Source organism: Pseudoalteromonas sp. DY56-GL79 (assembly GCF_041414765.1).
Lineage (GTDB): Bacteria > Pseudomonadota > Gammaproteobacteria > Enterobacterales > Alteromonadaceae > Pseudoalteromonas > Pseudoalteromonas piscicida.
Window position 1 is genome coordinate 31,350 of the sequence record NZ_JANHZS010000008.1, and the last position, 17,428, is coordinate 48,777.

17 protein-coding genes are annotated in these 17,428 nt (G+C 43.1%); 3 read left to right on the forward strand and 14 right to left on the reverse strand.

Annotation, left to right across the window (positions count from 1 at the left end; translation table 11 throughout):
- The first annotated feature begins 4 nt into the window (after positions 1-4).
- The 3 genes from hmpA to NO992_RS07305 all read left to right on the forward strand — a co-directional run bounded on the left by hmpA (position 5) and on the right by NO992_RS07305 (position 2,548).
- On the forward strand, positions 5-1,174 hold the full coding sequence (hmpA, locus tag NO992_RS07295) for an NO-inducible flavohemoprotein (RefSeq protein ID WP_371375638.1): 1,170 nt from the start codon (positions 5-7) through the stop codon (positions 1,172-1,174).
- 192 nt (positions 1,175-1,366) lie between these two features.
- Positions 1,367-1,840, forward strand: a complete 474-nt coding sequence (locus NO992_RS07300; protein WP_371375641.1) for a low molecular weight protein-tyrosine-phosphatase — start codon at positions 1,367-1,369, stop codon at positions 1,838-1,840.
- 63 nt (positions 1,841-1,903) lie between these two features.
- On the forward strand, positions 1,904-2,548 hold the full coding sequence (locus tag NO992_RS07305; RefSeq protein WP_371375644.1) for a 2OG-Fe(II) oxygenase: 645 nt from the start codon (positions 1,904-1,906) through the stop codon (positions 2,546-2,548).
- Between the two features lie 39 nt (positions 2,549-2,587).
- Here the strand turns inward: NO992_RS07305 and NO992_RS07310 are convergent, their stop codons facing one another.
- The 14 genes from NO992_RS07310 to NO992_RS07375 form a co-directional block, all read right to left on the reverse strand.
- Positions 2,588-3,877 carry a PAS domain-containing sensor histidine kinase gene (locus NO992_RS07310; protein WP_253105642.1) on the reverse strand — a complete coding sequence of 430 codons (1,290 nt, stop codon included), beginning with the start codon at positions 3,875-3,877 and terminating at the stop codon, positions 2,588-2,590.
- An 8-nt stretch (positions 3,878-3,885) separates the two neighbouring features.
- The gene (locus NO992_RS07315; protein ID WP_371375647.1) at positions 3,886-5,226 is read right to left on the reverse strand and encodes a sigma-54-dependent transcriptional regulator; all 1,341 of its coding nucleotides are present in this window, start codon (positions 5,224-5,226) and stop codon (positions 3,886-3,888) included.
- Positions 5,227-5,340: 114 nt separating this feature from the next.
- A complete protein-coding gene (locus NO992_RS07320) occupies positions 5,341-6,543 on the reverse strand; it encodes an ABC transporter permease (protein WP_371375650.1) in 1,203 nt (400 codons plus the stop codon).
- An 18-nt stretch (positions 6,544-6,561) separates the two neighbouring features.
- Positions 6,562-7,875: an ABC transporter permease gene (locus tag NO992_RS07325; RefSeq protein ID WP_371375654.1), complete on the reverse strand. Its 1,314-nt coding sequence runs from the start codon at positions 7,873-7,875 to the stop codon at positions 6,562-6,564.
- A 3-nt stretch (positions 7,876-7,878) separates the two neighbouring features.
- Positions 7,879-8,601, reverse strand: a complete 723-nt coding sequence (locus NO992_RS07330; RefSeq protein ID WP_371375657.1) for an ABC transporter ATP-binding protein — start codon at positions 8,599-8,601, stop codon at positions 7,879-7,881.
- Between the two features lie 14 nt (positions 8,602-8,615).
- Positions 8,616-9,872 carry an efflux RND transporter periplasmic adaptor subunit gene (locus NO992_RS07335; protein ID WP_371375661.1) on the reverse strand — a complete coding sequence of 419 codons (1,257 nt, stop codon included), beginning with the start codon at positions 9,870-9,872 and terminating at the stop codon, positions 8,616-8,618.
- 391 nt (positions 9,873-10,263) lie between these two features.
- Positions 10,264-11,661: an ATP-binding protein gene (locus tag NO992_RS07340; protein ID WP_371375664.1), complete on the reverse strand. Its 1,398-nt coding sequence runs from the start codon at positions 11,659-11,661 to the stop codon at positions 10,264-10,266.
- Positions 11,662-11,842: 181 nt separating this feature from the next.
- Positions 11,843-12,421: a thymidine kinase gene (locus tag NO992_RS07345; protein WP_371375667.1), complete on the reverse strand. Its 579-nt coding sequence runs from the start codon at positions 12,419-12,421 to the stop codon at positions 11,843-11,845.
- A gap of 56 nt (positions 12,422-12,477) precedes the next feature.
- Positions 12,478-13,203 carry an amino acid ABC transporter substrate-binding protein gene (locus NO992_RS07350; protein ID WP_371375670.1) on the reverse strand — a complete coding sequence of 242 codons (726 nt, stop codon included), beginning with the start codon at positions 13,201-13,203 and terminating at the stop codon, positions 12,478-12,480.
- 104 nt (positions 13,204-13,307) lie between these two features.
- Positions 13,308-13,769: a methylated-DNA--[protein]-cysteine S-methyltransferase gene (locus NO992_RS07355; RefSeq protein ID WP_017218160.1), complete on the reverse strand. Its 462-nt coding sequence runs from the start codon at positions 13,767-13,769 to the stop codon at positions 13,308-13,310.
- The gene (locus NO992_RS07360; RefSeq protein ID WP_371375673.1) at positions 13,766-15,124 is read right to left on the reverse strand and encodes an AlkA N-terminal domain-containing protein; all 1,359 of its coding nucleotides are present in this window, start codon (positions 15,122-15,124) and stop codon (positions 13,766-13,768) included. Before NO992_RS07360 ends, NO992_RS07355 begins: the two co-directional genes overlap by 4 nt.
- A gap of 135 nt (positions 15,125-15,259) precedes the next feature.
- On the reverse strand, positions 15,260-15,871 hold the full coding sequence (locus NO992_RS07365; protein WP_211857339.1) for a superoxide dismutase: 612 nt from the start codon (positions 15,869-15,871) through the stop codon (positions 15,260-15,262).
- Positions 15,872-15,885: 14 nt separating this feature from the next.
- Positions 15,886-16,404 (reverse strand): hypothetical protein, encoded by a 519-nt coding sequence (locus NO992_RS07370; protein WP_211857341.1) that lies wholly within the window; start codon positions 16,402-16,404, stop codon positions 15,886-15,888.
- 107 nt (positions 16,405-16,511) lie between these two features.
- Positions 16,512-17,396, reverse strand: a complete 885-nt coding sequence (locus tag NO992_RS07375) for a cation diffusion facilitator family transporter (RefSeq protein ID WP_039491658.1) — start codon at positions 17,394-17,396, stop codon at positions 16,512-16,514.
- Between the last annotated feature and the right edge of the window lie 32 nt (positions 17,397-17,428).

The window sequence follows — 17,428 nt, forward strand, 5'->3', positions numbered from 1 at the left end:
ATTAATGCTTACCCAAAATACGATTGAGTTGGTAAAACAAAGTGCACCGCTATTGGCTCAGGTCGGTCCCGAGATCACCGCCAAGTTTTATCATAGCATGTTCAATCAACACCCAGAGTTAAAAGGGGTATTCAACCAATCCCATCAGGCTTCGGGAAAGCAGCCGTTGGCACTATTTGCAGCATTAGCGGCCTATGCCAATTACATTGATCAACCAGAAGTGCTCAGTGACGCCATTTTACGTATCAACCATAAGCACGTTAGCCTTGGGATTTTACCTGAGCAATACGCTATTGTTGGCCAGCATTTAATTGCAACACTCAAAGCCGAGTTCAGCGAGCAATTCACAGACGAAATAGAGCAAGCTTGGCTTAGTGCCTACCAGTTTTTAGCCGATTTATTTATCACCGCAGAGCATGGCCTTTATCAAACCGCGCTTAAGCAACAAGGTGGGTGGCAAGGAACTCGTGAATTTACGATTGAAAAGGTGATAAGCAATACTGAAAATATTAAAAGCTTTTATCTCAAACCAGTCGACGGTAAAGCCCTACCTCATTACCAAGCTGGGCAATTTGTTTCTGTCTTTGTACCAAAAGAAGTGGCAGGGTTTCAGCAGATCCGCCAATACTCTTTGTCTGTTGCCCCTAATGGTTCGTACCTTAGAATTTCGACTAAACACGACGGTGCTGTATCGCAATACCTTCATTCGCTTAAGGCGGGTGACATCCTCAAGCTCACTCCCCCCGCTGGAGACTTTGTCAGACAACATACAGCCAGTCCAAAGGTATACATTAGCGCTGGGGTTGGAATAACCCCTATGCTTTGCATGCTGGGCGTTCATAGCCAACATTCACCTGAAGTCGAAGCGCACTTTTTACACGCGAATAAAACCGACCATGACTTAGGTTTCAACCAAGAAATCAATGAACTTGGTAGCAATATCCGAGATTTTAATGTGGTTACTTGGTTGGAGTCAGAAGCCGACGGTGCGCATTCCGGACTGATGGATATCAACGCAATCAAAGATACTTTGCCGCTCACAGACGGAGAGTTTTACCTATGCGGCCCAGTTGCCTTTATGCGCTTTATCAAAACCCAATTGATGAATGCCGGTGTACAAGCCGAGCAAATATTCTATGAGGTATTTGGTCCTCACGAAAATCTTCCAAACTAACGAGTTAAATTTGGCGTCCTAATACGATTGGTATTAGCGGCGCCTTATATTTTGCCCTAAAAAAATCGCTAGACTGGGTGAATGAATACTATTGGTATTAGCCGGAATCTTATATTTTGCTCTGAATTAAAAAATCGGTAGACTTGGAGAATGAATACTATTGGTATAAAAGCGTACTTGAAGGACAACAATATGAGCGCAATTTCTAGTATCTTAGTCGTCTGCATGGGTAATATCTGCCGCTCTCCAACTATGGGTGCGGTATTAAAGCATAAACTCGCAGCAACAGACTTAACAACCCGTATCGATTCCGCTGGCACCATTGGCTATCATCAAGGTAACCCTCCAGATCCACGAAGTGTCGCAGCAGGCAGCGCAAGAGGGTATGACTTTTCAGGCATATCAGCGCAGCAAGTAAAACCCAGTGATTTTGAAGATTACGACTTAGTTTTGTGTGCAGACAACGCTAATTACCGCGACCTACTCTCCATTTGTCCTAACGACTTAGTGCATAAAGTTCAGCTGTTTTTAGCGTTTGGTGACATGAGTGAGCATGAAGTGCCTGATCCATATTATGGCGGTGAACGTGGCTTTGAACATGTGCTTGATTTAATCGAAGTAGCCTGTGAAAACATCATTAACAAAATTCGCTTATCGACAAGGTGAAATTAACTCGCTGGATCGGTACCAAACAAAGCGGTAAAAAGACCTTTTTCAGAGGCGCCGCTATTGTTAGATTTAGACTTAGAATTTCCGTTCGAGAAATTAGCTCAGGACTTACAAACCACAGGCATTAGTATTTTGCCAAATTTCGTCAGTCCCGACATTTTATCCAAGTTAGAATTGAGAATAGCAGAGCTCAGCAGTGACGACTTTAAGCAAGCTGGAATTGGTCGTTTATCCTCTCACGAGCAAAATAAGAAAATTCGCAGAGATAAAATTCACTGGTTAGACACCAGCAATGAGTTGGAATCTGTTTGGCTCAACTACATGAGCGAGCTAAAGGCCTATTTGAACAGACGGCTGTTTATGGGACTATTTAGCTATGAAAGCCACTTTGCCATTTATCCTCCTGGGGCGTTTTACAAAAAGCATATGGACGCCTTTAAGGGAAAGACCAACCGAATTTTGACCACAGTATTGTACTTAAACCAGTCTTGGGCGTCAGACAATGGCGGCGAACTTGTCGTTTACAATCCCGATAATCACGACGAAATACTCACTACGGTGCTGCCAAGTTACGGCACACTGGTTACTTTTTTAAGTGATGAATTTCCTCATGAAGTACTGGTTGCCAACGAAAAGCGCTATTCAATTGCAGGGTGGTTTAGAGTTAACACCAGCATTAACCATTCGATTGATCCACCAAAATAATTGATGAGCTCAGTCTTAAGTTTATTATCCTGAGTAAATTCAGGATAATTTGTTCGGTAACCGAATTTCGACGCACAAGCCTTTACCATCGCGATTATAGAGGCTGATCTTACCGTTGTGTGCTTCCACAATTTCTCTGCACAGCGCTAAACCAAGCCCTGTTCCCGACGCTTTGGTAGAGTAAAATGGAATTAAGGCATTCGCCATCACGGTGTCACTCATGCCTTCACCTCTATCAAGCACCCAAATATAAACCTCGTCGCTGCGCTGCTCAGATTGAACACAGATTTCCTCTATCTCTGAGCCAGACTCGGTCGCATTCTTTATCAAATTAATAAGTAACTGTTCTAACTGTGTCGTGTCTGCCTGTAATTGCGTTTGACTAAGCTGATATTGGAATGACCAATGGCTTTGCAGCCGCTCACACAAAACCTGCAGATCCACAGACTCAGTGTTTGGCAAAGGAAGTTTGGCGAACTTACCATAGCCCTGAACAAACTCGCTAAGGTGCACAATGCGCTCTTCTATCGTCGCAAAGACTCGGCTTAGTCTAGGTTCATCCACGCGTTCAGCCAAGATCTGCCCGCTGTGCAACATAGATGAAATTGGCCCTAATGAGTTGTTTAACTCATGGCTAATGATGCGGATCACTTTCTTCCAAACTTGCACTTCTTGGCGGCTCAACTCTCGAGTGAATTGCTTAAAAATATATAATTTGTGAAAGTGGTTGTTGAGTAATAACTCACCGTTGGCGAGATGCCACATTTGCGACTCACCACTGCTGTTTTGTATTGAGAACAAGCCATCAAGTTGTTTGTTTGCAGCTTGCTGAAGTTCATCGGGAACTTCAGATAACAACTTACTAAAACGCTCACCTTCAAGGCGATGCTCACAGTTAAAAAACGTTTTTGCACTATTGTTAGCAAATACCACCACATCCTGTGAGTCGACGAGGACAAGTACCTGAGGTGACGACTCTAGCACTTTATCAAGCATCAGCTCACGCTGATAAATCCATTGTTTTTCATCTCTCAGCTGCTTTGCTGTTTCATTGAATAACTGACACAGTCTACCGAGCTCATTGTTAGCGTTATAGGTAATGGACGTAGAAAATTCGCCATCCTTAAAGTTCATCAAGCCGACTTCTAACGCCTCCCACCCCGCTTTGCTTTCACGCATTAATAGTTTATACAACAGTAGTGCAACACTGACGGAGCCCAGCACTATTACAATGAAGCCACTGTGGTCATCGAGTAAGAACCATAAAGGAATAAGGCCAATAATAATACTGATGGCAATGATCAATGCATGTTGCTGCGAGGTCGTCATTATTGTCCTTAATATTCAATGCCAAACTTTTGCAAGCGACGATAAAGCGCTTGTCTACTCATGTTAAAATGTCGCGCCACTTTCGCAATCACACCAAGGTGAGTCTTGAGCGCCTGCTCCAATTCTTCTTTACTGGGTTCTCGTATGGTTTGCGATACGCTAACTTGTGCTGTATTTGCCTGCACATCAAGACCAAAATCTTTGGCACTGAGCTCGCCATCAGGATTCAATACCGCCGCACGTTTACAGGCATTTTCAAGCTCCCGTACGTTTCCAGGCCAAGGGTGTTCACATAATGCTTGCTGGGCATCCGAAGTAAGTCCTCTTGCAGGTAAAAAATGCGCGACCAAAGGTAAAATATCATCCACCCGCTGTGACAACGCGGGTAAGTTTAGCTCGATGACATTTAAGCGATAATATAGATCCTCACGGAATTTCCCCCCTCGAATATCCGCTAGCAGATCCGCGTTCGTTGCTGAGATGACACGAACCGAAACTTTTTTTGTCTCGACTGACCCTAGCCTCTCAAACTCACCACTTTGTAAAACACGTAGCAATTTTGTTTGCCCTGGAAGAGGTAAATTACCAATTTCATCCAAAAATAACGTGCCTTTATCAGCAGCTTCAAAGCGACCAATACGCTGCTTATTCGCACCGGTATAAGCACCGCTCTCAGCACCAAAAAGCTCAGCTTCGATTAAGTCACTTGGGAGCGCGCCTGCATTCACTTTGACAAACGGTTGGTTTTTTAGTGGTGAGTTCGCTTGAATGATCTCCGCAATTTTTTCTTTACCGCTACCATTTGGACCGGTTATTAACACTGACACATCAGATTTAGCGATTTGCAGCGCCATATCTATGATTCGCTGCATGGCCACCGACTTATACACAAACCCGCATAAATCCGCACCTTGATTAAACTGTTGGCGTTCTTGTTCAGCCCGTTCAAAGTTTGCAACTTGCTTATGTGCCTCACCAAGCGCAACGAGGTTTGCAATGGTGGTGAGTAACTTTTGATCGTCCCACGGCTTAGCTAGATAGTCTGCCGCTCCGGCTTTTACCAGTTCAACCGCAGTGGTGAGCTCAGTCCAAGCCGTTAATAAGATAATAGGGAGTTTTGCATTTAATGCTTTCAATTGGTGAAATAGCGCAGCCCCCTCCTCTCCTGAGGTGGTGTCTGCACTAAAGTTCATATCTTGGATAACTAGTGCAATTTGCTGAAACGACACCACTTTAATTGCTTCTAACGGTGAGCACGCGGTAACCACTTGATAATCATGCAGCTCTAGTAACAATGACAGCGCATCAAGTACTGCGGGGTTATCATCCACAATTAAGATTTTATCCATATGATTTTATTCTTGTTATTACATGTTGCCACTTACCTATACTAGCACAACTAATACAAGGCAAGTTAGAGTAATGCTAATCAGGCTACTCACACAACCTGATTAGCATAAGGGTTATACACTTCTTGTCGCGATACTCGGTGAAATGTTCGCCGCCTTCTTAGCAGGAAAAATTACTGACGCGATACAAAGCACGATAAGCCCAAGCGCCGTTATCAAAATATAACTTACTTCTAGCGGCGGCACTGAATACAAAGACATTAGCTTTTGTCCTAGGAAAATCGTAGCCACTGTGCCAAGTACTAAGCCAATTGCACAAACAATGAGGTTTTCTACCACAAAGTAACGAACAATTGCAGACTTGCGCGCCCCCAAAGCTCTGCGAGTACCTATCTGTTTAGTACGTTTGCTGATATTAAACTGAGTAAGACCAAATATTCCCAGCGCCGTCACGACGACTAATGCGGTGATGAGCACTAGCAACATTCTTAGCATCAATAAGTCTTTAGAATTGTACTTTCCTTTCACCTCATCAAGCCCTTTAATGCCTGTGATCACACGACTAGGATTTTCTTGAAGCAGCGCCGACTCTATTTTTTTCATTACTTCGCCACGCAAACTCGGATCGGTGCGAACTAAGAAATCTTGAAATCCATTCGCATTCACCATAGGAAAAATAATTAAGCGATCAGCATTTCTAAAACGCGGCCAAGCATTAGTCATACGCTCAACAATCCCCACGACTTTTAACGGGCCACCACCATAATAAATCGTTTCGCCCAATCCTTTACCCTCACCAAATATCTCGTCCGTAAAAGCCTTACTGGCAATAACAACATCAGGTTGCTTAGCGTATTCACTTGAGATCAAGACATCACCAGATGTGAAATCACGGCCTTCTATCAATTTTACGCCCAAGGTACGGATCACTTGTTCATTGGCGTATAAATGCCCCGAGTTTGTATGTTTACCATCGTCTTCAGGGGTTAAGCTGAATCCTGAATTGCTACCTCCTCCTGAAAGCGGAACCGAGCTCACTCCCACGGCTTCTATAACTCCAGGGATACTTTTTAGTATTCTCTCATCAACGATAAGCTGTTGGTTTGCATCTATCTTGTCGTCAAACGACATGACACTGAAGGTAATTATCGACTCTTCAGGATAGCCAGTTGGCTTATTGAGATAGGTGACGCGCTCACTAATAATCGACAGTGAATTGCTGACAATTGCCAACGTCAAGGCAAGTTGTAGGATCGCAAGTACGGCACCGACTTTAGAGCGCAATAACGCATTGATAATAGGTTTTAATTCCAACATGGGACTCTCCTTATTGCCTTATTGCACTTTTAAATAAGTAGCAGGTGATGTTTTACACACTATCCAAGCTGGGTAAAGCCCAGCAAGAATACAAGTCACAATAGCGATGCTCGGCGCTGCTAACAGCATAGAGACATCCATCGTTGCAAGACTTTCGTAGACATGGCTAGTTTTACGGATCCCCCATAAGCCAAGCTGAGCAAAAACTATCCCTATTACTCCCCCCATAAAACCAAGCAACGCCACTTCAACCAAGTGTTGGTAAAACACCTGCGTTTTACTTGCGCCAAGTGCTCTTCTTACGCCAACATCAGGGGCACGTTTAAGAAATTTCGCCAGTAACAATCCAAGAATATTGGCTAAGCAAACAGCAAGGAACATAAAACTTAAACCAATCATGACTTTGTTATCTTCACTGACTACATTATTGTACTCAAGCCACTCAGTGACATTTCGAAGTGAAAATTCTCGTGTTTTACGGTTAAATCTTCCCAAATCTTGTTGGGTTTGGATGTAGTTATCTAGTTGTGTTGCTAACGCTTGTTGTTCTTTTTCATTCTCTAATTCAACCCAAAACTGAGTCCAAAGCATTTCTGAATTCATTTTGTCCGTGAAGTTGTTAATCTCTTCGCGCTTCCAACCATTTGTATTTCCCCAAGTATCAATCTCATAAGCTGCCGCATGACTGAAGGGAATGAAGATACGCTCTGCATCAGCAAACGCGCCATTGTTTAAGTCATACATTTTAACGTTTGGCTGCCACTCCTTAGTTACCCCTACGACTTGATATCTTCGCTGCGCTAAATAAATACTTTCTCCCACCACATCACTGCGGCCAAATAGCTTTTGTGCGATAGTTTCGTCAATAACAACCACAGGTGCAGCATTGTTTGCTTGGCTTTGGCTCCACACTCCACCATACAAAAAATTCAACTCAAACATGGCAAAAAACTCTCGGGTTATTAGCCGTGTCGTTTGCAACATGGGGTTCACTTCGGGGTTGTTTACATGAACCGCAAAACCAGATTTAAACATCGCGACTTTTTTGTCGATGTTTAGCGTTTGATAGAGGTTTTTCGCATCTAAAAATGTCAGCTGAAAGGGTATATCATCCGCTGAATGATAGGTTTCTCCCTCGTCCATCACTTGTAGTTGTACAGCATAGAGTTTGCTGCTTTTACTTGGAATTGGATCGGCAGACATCATGTGATACACAGACAAACTCACCATAGTGACGCCAATACCAATAGCAATGGCCAGCGCCATTAGGCTAGTTGCAAGTGGCGTGGCTTTGAGGCTACGCCACGCTAAATCAAGGTAATGGACAAACATAACTTACGCTCCTACCTGAGATTTCAACGCTTGTGAAGCCGTACCTTTACCTTGATACAAAGTAAAATCCGCAACCTGTCCGTCTACAATTTGGATGTTTCTTGGTGTACGCCTTGCGAGCTCCGGATCGTGGGTAACCATTACTATCGTTGCGCCGTCACGGTTAATTTGTTCTAGTAATTCCATCACCTGACGCGCCATTAAACTATCTAGATTCCCCGTTGGCTCATCGGCGAGTAAAAAGCGAGGCTCACCAGCAAGTGCTCTTGCGATAGCTACACGCTGTTGCTGACCACCGGACAACTGTTGTGGCAAATGTTTTGCGCGGCCAGCAAGGCCAACTTGCTCTAGACAGTTTTCAATTCTGCGCTTGCGCTCAGCTGCCTTGATACCACGATAGCGTAGTGGCACTTCAACATTTTCGTACAAGTTTAAATCTGGGATAAGGTTAAAGCCTTGAAAAATAAAACCGATTTTTTGGTTTCGCAGATCAGCTCTTTGATTGTCGTTGAGCTTACCAACATCAATTCCATCTAGCATATATTGGCCACTAGAGTACCCTTCTAGCATCCCAGCAATATTTAAGAAGGTCGTTTTACCTGAGCCTGAAGGGCCTGTTACCGCGATAAACTCACCTTCATTTACTTGCAGGTTAAAATCTCTGAGTGCGTGTGTTTGCACCATATCAGTTTGGTATACTTTGCCGATATTATTCATAGCTAACATTATTGTTTTCCTTCTTATCTTAATAAGATGCTGGGCGCACGTTCGAATGCGTCGTAACTACTGATGATGATTTGATCGCCTTGCTGTAAACCATTAAGCACTTCAACTTCACTGATGCTTGAGGTACCGGTGGTGATCTCAATTCGCTCAGCGATATCACCACTTAGCTTGTAAGCGATGTGCCCACCTTCACTCATGAAAGCACCACGTTTAACCATTAAGGTGTTTTCTTTGTGTTCTAGTAAAATTCGAGCAGACAAACGTTGATTTTGTCTAATGCCATCAATGTTTTCGTCCGAAAAACGTACTCGAGTGGTGACTTCACGGTTATTTACTTCTGGAGAAATCGCAGATAACACGCCAGAAATATTTTGGTTGCCAATCCTGAGCTCGACGGTCATCCCGAGTCCAAGCTCTGCCGCATAACTTTCAGGAACCTGAAGCTCGGCTTCATAAGCACTTAGGTCAACGAGTTTCATCAACCCCTGATTGGCATTAACAAGCGCATTTTGATCAACTAGTAAATTACCGACTATGCCTGAAACCGGCGCAATCACATCTAAACTTGCAACTTGACGTTTTAATTCCTCAACAATTAAACGTTGCCGCTCAAGCTGATTCTCAACAGATTTAAGTTCAAAGGCCAAGGTATCTTTGCCTAGCGCAACTTCTTGCTCTGCATGATTGAAGTTTAATTTTGCCCGCGCGAGGTCGTCTTGCGCTTCTTCTAAATCAATTTGGCTGATGAGGTTTTTTTGGATAGATAACTGAGCTCGTCGGTCCTCTCTATCTGCCGCTAATAGTTCGACACGAGCGAGATCTAAGGAGCGATTTAACGCCAAGTTTTGACGTCTAACATCTAACTTTTTCCCTTCAAGCTCACCACTCAGTCTTTGCAGCTCCGCTTCTTCTTGTTGGAGCCGGTTGGTTAAAGTTGGACTTTTGACCGTGGCTAGCACTTCACCTTGAGTCACGCTATCACCCGCTTTAACCTGTAAAGAGACATAACCCTGCTCCGGACTGTAAATTTGTGGTGCATTTGCAGCAACGACAAAACCTGTGGCGGCAATATCGCGGGTAAACTCGCCGAAAGTCACGGCTGCAATTTGCACTCTATCTTTGGCCACGGAGCTACTCGCATTGGGTCCACCAAACACGACTTGTGCACTAAGCGCTGCAATAATTACAACACCCGCTAATACAAGACCAAGCTTCTTTTTAGATTTACCAGTTTGGAGCACTTCGTCTTGTCCGCTTGTGTCTTTAATCATAATGATTCTCCTCGAATTAACGAGTCAAATACCGCCACAACCGTTGCTACAGCCAACATCATCAAGGGTGAAATTAAAAAAGCAGTACTTAACCACATAACGTATCTTCTTTATTAGTTTGTATGCAGTAAAAGAGGCGAACTTTGTGCCAAAATTTAAAGCGTTGATTTTATTGATTTATTTTATTTTAGAAGTGGATAAAATATGTCCGCGGACGGAAAAAGTGTCCGCAGCGGACACTCTGTACCTAAAGTTATAGTGCGCTATAGGTGTTAGTCGTCACCTTTTTGCATCTAAATATAGATAACTTGAGGATTGGATAGATAACGAGCTAACTGATTTGTTTAAGCTCAGATTTAATAACTGGAGAGTGTATTAACCAGAATGGAACTCAAATAAGTGGCAAATTTATAGTCGCTCTGGTGCCTTTACCGATAGTAGATTTTATGATCAGTTCACCACCGTGAGATTTAATGATGTTAGATGCGATAGTTAACCCAAGCCCTACATGCTTTTCTGATGCTTTCGTGGTATAAAACGGATCAAATACTTTATGTACCAGCTTATCCGCAATCCCTTCACCACAATCGAAAATATCGATAGAGAGCGTTTGCTCCTCAACTTTCGTGTTGATTTTAATAGCCTTGCGCATTCTACCCGTACTTTCCAAGGCGTTCTTTATGAGGCAGTAAATACTGTGTTCTAGGAGTGCTGGGGCACAGTGCAATTCAAACCGTTCTCCTTTTTCAAATTCAATCAAGCTCAAGTTTGTACCATCCAATTCCAAATTAATCATCACAGAATCCATAATTTGAGAATAGAATTCTACTTGCTGAAACTGAGTTTGATTGCTCTCAAAAAACACACTCAGCTCTTTAACAATCAGTTGAATTCTGTCAAGTCCCGAGTGCATTTCAGCCATCACATCATCACTTTCACTCAAGGCCCAGTTTAGCTGATACTCTTTTTCCAATTCACTCAGCGATTTCGCACATTCAGGCGAGAGTTGCGAATTATTTGCCAAAAATTGCCAAGCTCGATACAACTTAACCAACGAACTTTGTACAAACTCTAAGTTACTTTTCAAGTACGCAAGCGGATTATTAATTTCATGGGCTACACCAGCAGCAAACTGCCCTACCGACGCGAGCTTTTCTGATTGGATCAAGGCTTGCTGCTGTTCGGCAATGCGGTTATACGCCTCTCTTAAGGCATCATTTGATGATTCAAGTTCTTGGGTGCGATGCTTGACCTTTTCTTCTAACCCTTCGTTAAGCTTGGTTAGTTCATCGGTCAACAACTCAAGTCGATTTAAATCTCGATAAGAGCGCAGCGAGCTGGTTAACATAGTGAATAAACGAGATTTGGTGAGGTCAGTTTTATTTTTATAGTCATTGATATCATAGCGCAGCATGACTTCATGCTCCGGCACACTGCCGGGCTGACCAGTACGAAGTACTATTCTTACGTTATGATAACCAAGTTCTTCACGTATGTATTGCGCACATTCTAAACCCGCTTCTTCACTTTCCATGATGACGTCGAGTAAGATCAATGCAACATCATCTCGATTACTTAGTATCTCTATCGCCTCTTTTTTACTAAAGGCATGAAGCAACTCGAGTGGTTTTAATTCAAACCGATAAGCTGTTAACACAAGTTTAGTCACATCATGAACTTCAGGCTCGTCGTCGACGATCAAAACAACCCAGGGAGATGTAGACTCATCTAGGTTTGGCTCATCAGGTTCTGAAACGTTTAAGAAAGATAATGGCTGCTGCTGACTCATTAAAATGACACCCTTACTCCTATTTCTTAAGGATGGTACAAATCCGCAGGTTTACCAAGTTATTCGAATCAAAAAATCGTATAAATATGGGACTATGGTAGGAAAAAATACTGAGTAAAGATTGAACAGAATGTGTACTGCTAAGAAGCGGCTCTTTGCAGTACACTAAATTTGAATTTGCTTATGTGTTTAACGCATCTTTATAGTGTTTTCTGCAAAGAGAAACGTACCTATCGTTACCACCAATCACAACTTGATCGCCATCCGCAATAGCCTTGCCATGCTCATCAGTGCGAAGCACTCGATTTGCTTTGCGACCGCAGTGACAGATGGTTTTTAGCTCAATCAATTTATCTGCCCACGCCAGCAAATATTGCGAGCCTTCGAACAGCTCACCACGAAAATCGGTTCTTAGACCATAACATAATACCGGGATCCGCAGCTCATCGACGATATCCGTCAGTTCTGCGACTTGAGATTTTGTTAGAAACTGACACTCATCCACCAATACACAGTCAATTTTACTCTCGGTATGGGCAGACATCAGTAATACTTTCACATCTGTTTGGCTTTCAAAAACCTGCGCTTCAGCTTCTAAACCGATACGCGAGGCTACTTTGCCTACACCAGCACGGTTATCAATTGCAGCGGTGATAATAAACGGACGCATGCCCCGCTCTCGGTAGTTAAATGCCGACTGCAATAAAGTCGTAGATTTACCGGCATTCATTGCCGAATAGTAAAAATAAAGCTGGGCCATAATAGATATTTCAAAATAAAAATTCGCGCTAGTTTACTGGCTAACGACTAAAAGATCTATTGCTTATCCATTTGGCTAGGTTGTGAATGCAAGTACTCACTATATAAGGTATCGAGGTTAATAAGCTGACTTGCACGCCATACTTTCCAACTTAACTCTGGGTGCTGCTGATAAAACAGTTCAGAAAATGCCATAAAACCAAACGACGTTTCTAAAGGTGGAAAAACGGCTTCTAAGTGGTTAAAGGGGGGTGATAACGTGATTGGCATATTACCGATTTGGCAAAGGCCAATGGTCGCATCAAGTAATTCATTTTCAACCAGTGCAATAGCATGCTCCAACGAGTCGGTTTCGAATATAGAAAAGTGCTTCGGCATACTTTCTCGAATAGCATAGCCACGAGGGACTGCGAGTTCTATTTCTTTGCTCAGGTTTAATGTTACTTTATTCGTTTTGCTTTTGAGTAAACAAGTGCTGATCCGATTAATTGCATATTGCTGAGCAATAGTGCCATCGGGATTCTTTGGATACGCCATTTGCGCTTCTCTAGACGCTCGGTGGCTCGCCACTACAGCATCAACTTTGCCATTTTCCAGCTCATGCAAGCAACGGCTCCATGGCTTTCGAGTGTAAGTGAAGCTCACCTCTTTTACGTGCTCGTCAAGCTGTTGCACTATCTGGATCGTGACACCTGGATTTGCCGATGGCACAGTTTGTCCTGCGCCATGGATAAAAGGTGGAGCATGTTTATCTTCATAACAAAAGCGTACCTCTGTTGCCATACTGGCCCACGAAGTAAAAACGCAAAAGGCGATAAATAAAAGTCTCAACATTCACTCCAAACATGTAGTCAATCGAAATAACAACGATTAACCACTAGTATACTCTATTTTTTGAAGCTCACTCCCTCGTGTTGCAACAACCACTCTTTCGCTTCAAGTCCGCCAGCATATCCTGTTAGTTTGCCATTTGCACCAATAATGCGATGACAAGGCACGATGATACTAATTGGATTTTTGCCGTTAGCAGCGCCAACGGCACGGACAGCATTCTTGTTACCTAAGCGCTGTGCTATCCAACCATAGCTATGCGTTTCACCAAATGGTACTTGTGCCAGCACCTGCCAGACTTGCTTTTGAAAGTGCGTACCATCCACATCAAGTACCACATCAAAGCGCCGACGTTTGCCAGCAAAGTATTCAGTTAACTGTTCTTTTGCCATTTCTGTATGCCGATTTTCCCCTTGCTCGTAGCGCGTTTTTGGAAAAAATCCGACATACCGTAAGCCATCATTGGATGCTTGTATTATCCACTCTCCAGTGGGCGAGGCTAATGTAGTTTCAATCATAATTGTTGCCATAGTTGAAAAGTTAAATAAGAACGAAAAGGAGCACACTTTTCGATATCTATTGTTTTTAAGGATTTTTCCATTGCCTTTTTGACACCCAAATCACCACCCAAGTAAATGTCTGGGTGACTCAATCCGCGCATTTTTGCATAGTCGACGGTCCAAGGGCCTATGCCTTTAATATTTAACCAGTTATCAAGTTCAACATGTTCCGAATCAACATATTGCTCAGTAAAAGCTTTAATAGCCGCTTTTCGTCGCTCAGGCATTTTGAAAAAGGCAAGATCACTATCAAATACAGCCTTAGGCTTAGGGAAATAACGCATGCTATCTTCAGCCACCTCACCAAGTGTTTCAACTAATAAAGCAAGTAAGTTTTTCGCCGCTTGAACACTGATTTGTTGACCCAAAATAGCTCTCATTCCCGCTTCAAACTCACTCCAGATCCCGGGTAATCTAAGCCCCTCTTGTAACGGCAAATCAGGCGCGGCTTCATGAAGGTGAGACTCAATAAAACAGGTGTCCGCATCTAAATCTAACACACGTCTGATCTGCGCAATCATCGGAACTAACAAGGATAAATCGGATAGCGCGATAGCCACTTTAAAGCGATGTTTTTCAGGTTCGATAGTCGCGGTGAAACGCCCTGTTTCACCTTGTATCATCACGGTTCGCCCATAACTATCTTCTGTTAACCACTCGATACCGGGCACAATTCTCATCGCCAAAAACTGCTGCATTTTGTCCCAGTTGTACGGCGGTCGATAGGACAAGTAAATCGCAATGGCAGAGCCTCTACCTGCGTCTTTCCTGAGTTGACTGGGTGATAACTGATACAGCTTTTGAAATGCATCATTAAAGCGTCGCAATGAATTAAACCCGGCGGCAAACGCGACTTGCGTGACAGGAAGGTCACTTTGCTGTAATAGCTGCTTAGCTAAGTCACATTGCTTATAAAGTGCATATTGTTTAGGGCTGGTACCAAAATATTGATTGAATACTTTATTTAAGTAACGGACCGAAATGCCTAACCTATCGGCTAAATCTTCTGTCGAATGACGTATTAAAGCTCCCTCATCGATTAACTTTTTGGCTCTGACTGCGGTTGTTTCCGTGCCAAGCCATGCATAACTACCAGGTGCACTATCGGGACGGCAGCGAATACAAGGTCTAAAGCCTGCTTGCGCAGCATTGTGGGCAAACTGAAAATACTCTACATTTTTTTCTTTTGCAGCAGGTGCTGGACATATTGGCCGACAATAAATGCCGGTGCTCTTAACCGCAACAAAAAACAACCCATCAAATCTAGCATCTCGACTATTCCTAGCTTGAGAACAAACCTCTGGTGTATACATGACTTTCGCTCGTACTTCGTTTTCACTCAGTCTAATAGCTATCACTATAGCAAACTAGCCATTTTTGGTACTCATCCATGTTTGGAGTATTCATGAAAAAAGCCCGCTAGGGGCTTAACTAACTGAGGAAAAGTACTAACCTATTGCTTGATTATATCTGCGCTCGACTTCGGACCAATTAATGACGTTATAAAAAGCCGCGATGTATTCTGGTCGACGATTCTGATATTTGAGGTAATAAGCATGTTCCCACACATCTAAACCCAATATTGGGGTGTGCTGCTCCATGTAGGGACTATCTTGGTTAAGACTACTCGTCACCGCTAACTTGCCATTTTCATCTACAACTAACCATGCCCAGCCACTGCCAAATCGACTGACAGCAGCGTTTGTAAATTCAGTTTTAAAGCTATCAAAACCACCGAGCTCACTTTCTATCGCTTGTTTTAACGGCCCGTCACATAGAGGCGCATAATTTGGAGTCATAATTTGCCAAAACAAACTATGGTTATTGTGCCCGCCGACATGTTCTTGCACTGCTTTTTGTAAGTTTTCAGGTAACGTTTTAATATTTCTCAGCAACGTTTCGGTGTCTTTACCTGCGAACTCCGTCCCCTCTAACGCGGCGTTTGCTTTATTTATATATGTCTGATGATGCAAAGTATGATGGATCTCCATCGTTTTCGCGTCGATATGTGGTTCCAGTGCATCATATGCGTACGGTAACTCAGGTAAGGTATAAGCCATTCGACCTCCAAATGTTAATGTAAAACGCGAGAATGCAGGTGCGTAACCAGCATCGCTTCGTTAATTTGATGAATCAGCTCAGGTAAGTGCGGATAGCGTTTTGCAAAATGGATTAACTCTTGTCGAGTTTTATGCAAATGATGCAAGACGATAGGTGCAAGTTCGTTGTTATATTCAAGGTAGGTTGCATGTATCTTCAGATGGATTGAGATAAGTTGCTGGCACGCTCTATTTGGTTGATCAAGTGCAATAAAGGTGTCAGCTAGATTATGCGCGGATACCACGACAGCAGGTAAACTGTGCGCTATGGCACTCATCACGACACTGTCTTTTTGGCATAATAAAAACTCATCTAAAATACCTGTTGCGAGTGTCAATGCAACTTGATATTCGTCACGAGCACGCAGAAATATTTGCGCTTGATATGCTTGATTACCAGAGAGTATTTTAGCTTGCCAAGGTGACAGCACTGAAGATAACGCGCAAGCTCCGCTGGCGAAGCGATTTGCACTAAGGTCCATGCGATTTTTCATATTCTACCCTATTACCGAACTAGCTTACTTGTGCAAGCAAACCAGTATAAGCTATTGGGGCACTATACGATCACACAAACATTAATGCAAACCATTTTCATTTGTATTTATTTAATTTCTACACACTGATGTGTTACCAAAGAGTCCTCGGTTAATTCAAGTGTGGTATGCGACAATCCAAACCGCGACTGTAACCCCTCTTTTAACCGCACTAGCGTGCTTTGGTCGCTCAAGGACGTAATGATAACTTGCGCCTCTAAAATATATTCATGCTCATTGAGCTGCCAAACATGAATATGGCTTACTGTCTTAACATTCTCTTGAGTCTCAAGGTATTCCTTCACTTCTTGAATATTCATATTATCTGGCGTTGCCTGCATGAGAATTCTAATACTACTTTTACTCAGTTCTACGCCATGGTAAATCACGTACGCGGAGATCAACACAGTGGCGATAAGATCCACCACATACCATTGATATAAGATGATTAATGTTCCAGCCACTATCACCGCAACGGAAGCCGCAGCATCAGAAACATTGTGAATAAATGCCGCACGAATATTTAGGCTGGTTTTTGCACCTGCAGAATAGGTAATAAGCGCTGTGATAACATCGATAACTAACGCCAAGGCCGCGAGCCACACCACTATCCAGCCATCAATTGGCTCTGGATTTAAAAATCGAGAAATCGCCTCAAATAGCAGATAAACCCCAACAACAATGAGTGTCGCGCTATTTATTAACGCCCCGATTATTTCAGCGCGTTGATAGCCATAAGTGAGTTCAAGTGAGGCCGGCTTTCTTGCAACTTTTTGAGCGACTAACGCGATAATAAGCGCACCGGCGTCACTTAAATTATGTAACGCATCAGCAACCAAAGAGAGACTGCCAGAAAGAATGCCACCAACGACCTGCGCGACACTCAGTAGAATATTAACAAATACGGCCCAACCGAGCTTGTTTCCATGATGGTGATGATGTGCATGAGACATACTCAATCCTATTTATTGATCCGAAGAAGGGG

What these genes read in the sequence shown, in the direction of transcription:
- NO992_RS07350 (WP_371375670.1), bottom strand. Translation starts at nt 13,203, where the DNA reads ATGGCAACAGAGGTACGCTTTTGTTATGAAGATAAACATGCTCCACCT.
- NO992_RS07375 (WP_039491658.1), bottom strand. Translation starts at nt 17,396, where the DNA reads ATGTCTCATGCACATCATCACCATCATGGAAACAAGCTCGGTTGGGCC.
- NO992_RS07365 (WP_211857339.1), bottom strand. Translation starts at nt 15,871, where the DNA reads ATGGCTTATACCTTACCTGAGTTACCGTACGCATATGATGCACTGGAA.
- NO992_RS07355 (WP_017218160.1), bottom strand. Translation starts at nt 13,769, where the DNA reads ATGATTGAAACTACATTAGCCTCGCCCACTGGAGAGTGGATAATACAA.
- NO992_RS07340 (WP_371375664.1), bottom strand. Translation starts at nt 11,661, where the DNA reads ATGAGTCAGCAGCAGCCATTATCTTTCTTAAACGTTTCAGAACCTGAT.
- NO992_RS07325 (WP_371375654.1), bottom strand. Translation starts at nt 7,875, where the DNA reads ATGTTTGTCCATTACCTTGATTTAGCGTGGCGTAGCCTCAAAGCCACG.
- hmpA (WP_371375638.1), top strand. Translation starts at nt 5, where the DNA reads ATGCTTACCCAAAATACGATTGAGTTGGTAAAACAAAGTGCACCGCTA.
- NO992_RS07345 (WP_371375667.1), bottom strand. Translation starts at nt 12,421, where the DNA reads ATGGCCCAGCTTTATTTTTACTATTCGGCAATGAATGCCGGTAAATCT.
- NO992_RS07310 (WP_253105642.1), bottom strand. Translation starts at nt 3,877, where the DNA reads ATGACGACCTCGCAGCAACATGCATTGATCATTGCCATCAGTATTATT.
- NO992_RS07300 (WP_371375641.1), top strand. Translation starts at nt 1,367, where the DNA reads ATGAGCGCAATTTCTAGTATCTTAGTCGTCTGCATGGGTAATATCTGC.
- NO992_RS07320 (WP_371375650.1), bottom strand. Translation starts at nt 6,543, where the DNA reads ATGTTGGAATTAAAACCTATTATCAATGCGTTATTGCGCTCTAAAGTC.
- NO992_RS07335 (WP_371375661.1), bottom strand. Translation starts at nt 9,872, where the DNA reads ATGATTAAAGACACAAGCGGACAAGACGAAGTGCTCCAAACTGGTAAA.
- NO992_RS07370 (WP_211857341.1), bottom strand. Translation starts at nt 16,404, where the DNA reads ATGAAAAATCGCATGGACCTTAGTGCAAATCGCTTCGCCAGCGGAGCT.
- NO992_RS07315 (WP_371375647.1), bottom strand. Translation starts at nt 5,226, where the DNA reads ATGGATAAAATCTTAATTGTGGATGATAACCCCGCAGTACTTGATGCG.
- NO992_RS07360 (WP_371375673.1), bottom strand. Translation starts at nt 15,124, where the DNA reads ATGTATACACCAGAGGTTTGTTCTCAAGCTAGGAATAGTCGAGATGCT.
- NO992_RS07330 (WP_371375657.1), bottom strand. Translation starts at nt 8,601, where the DNA reads ATGTTAGCTATGAATAATATCGGCAAAGTATACCAAACTGATATGGTG.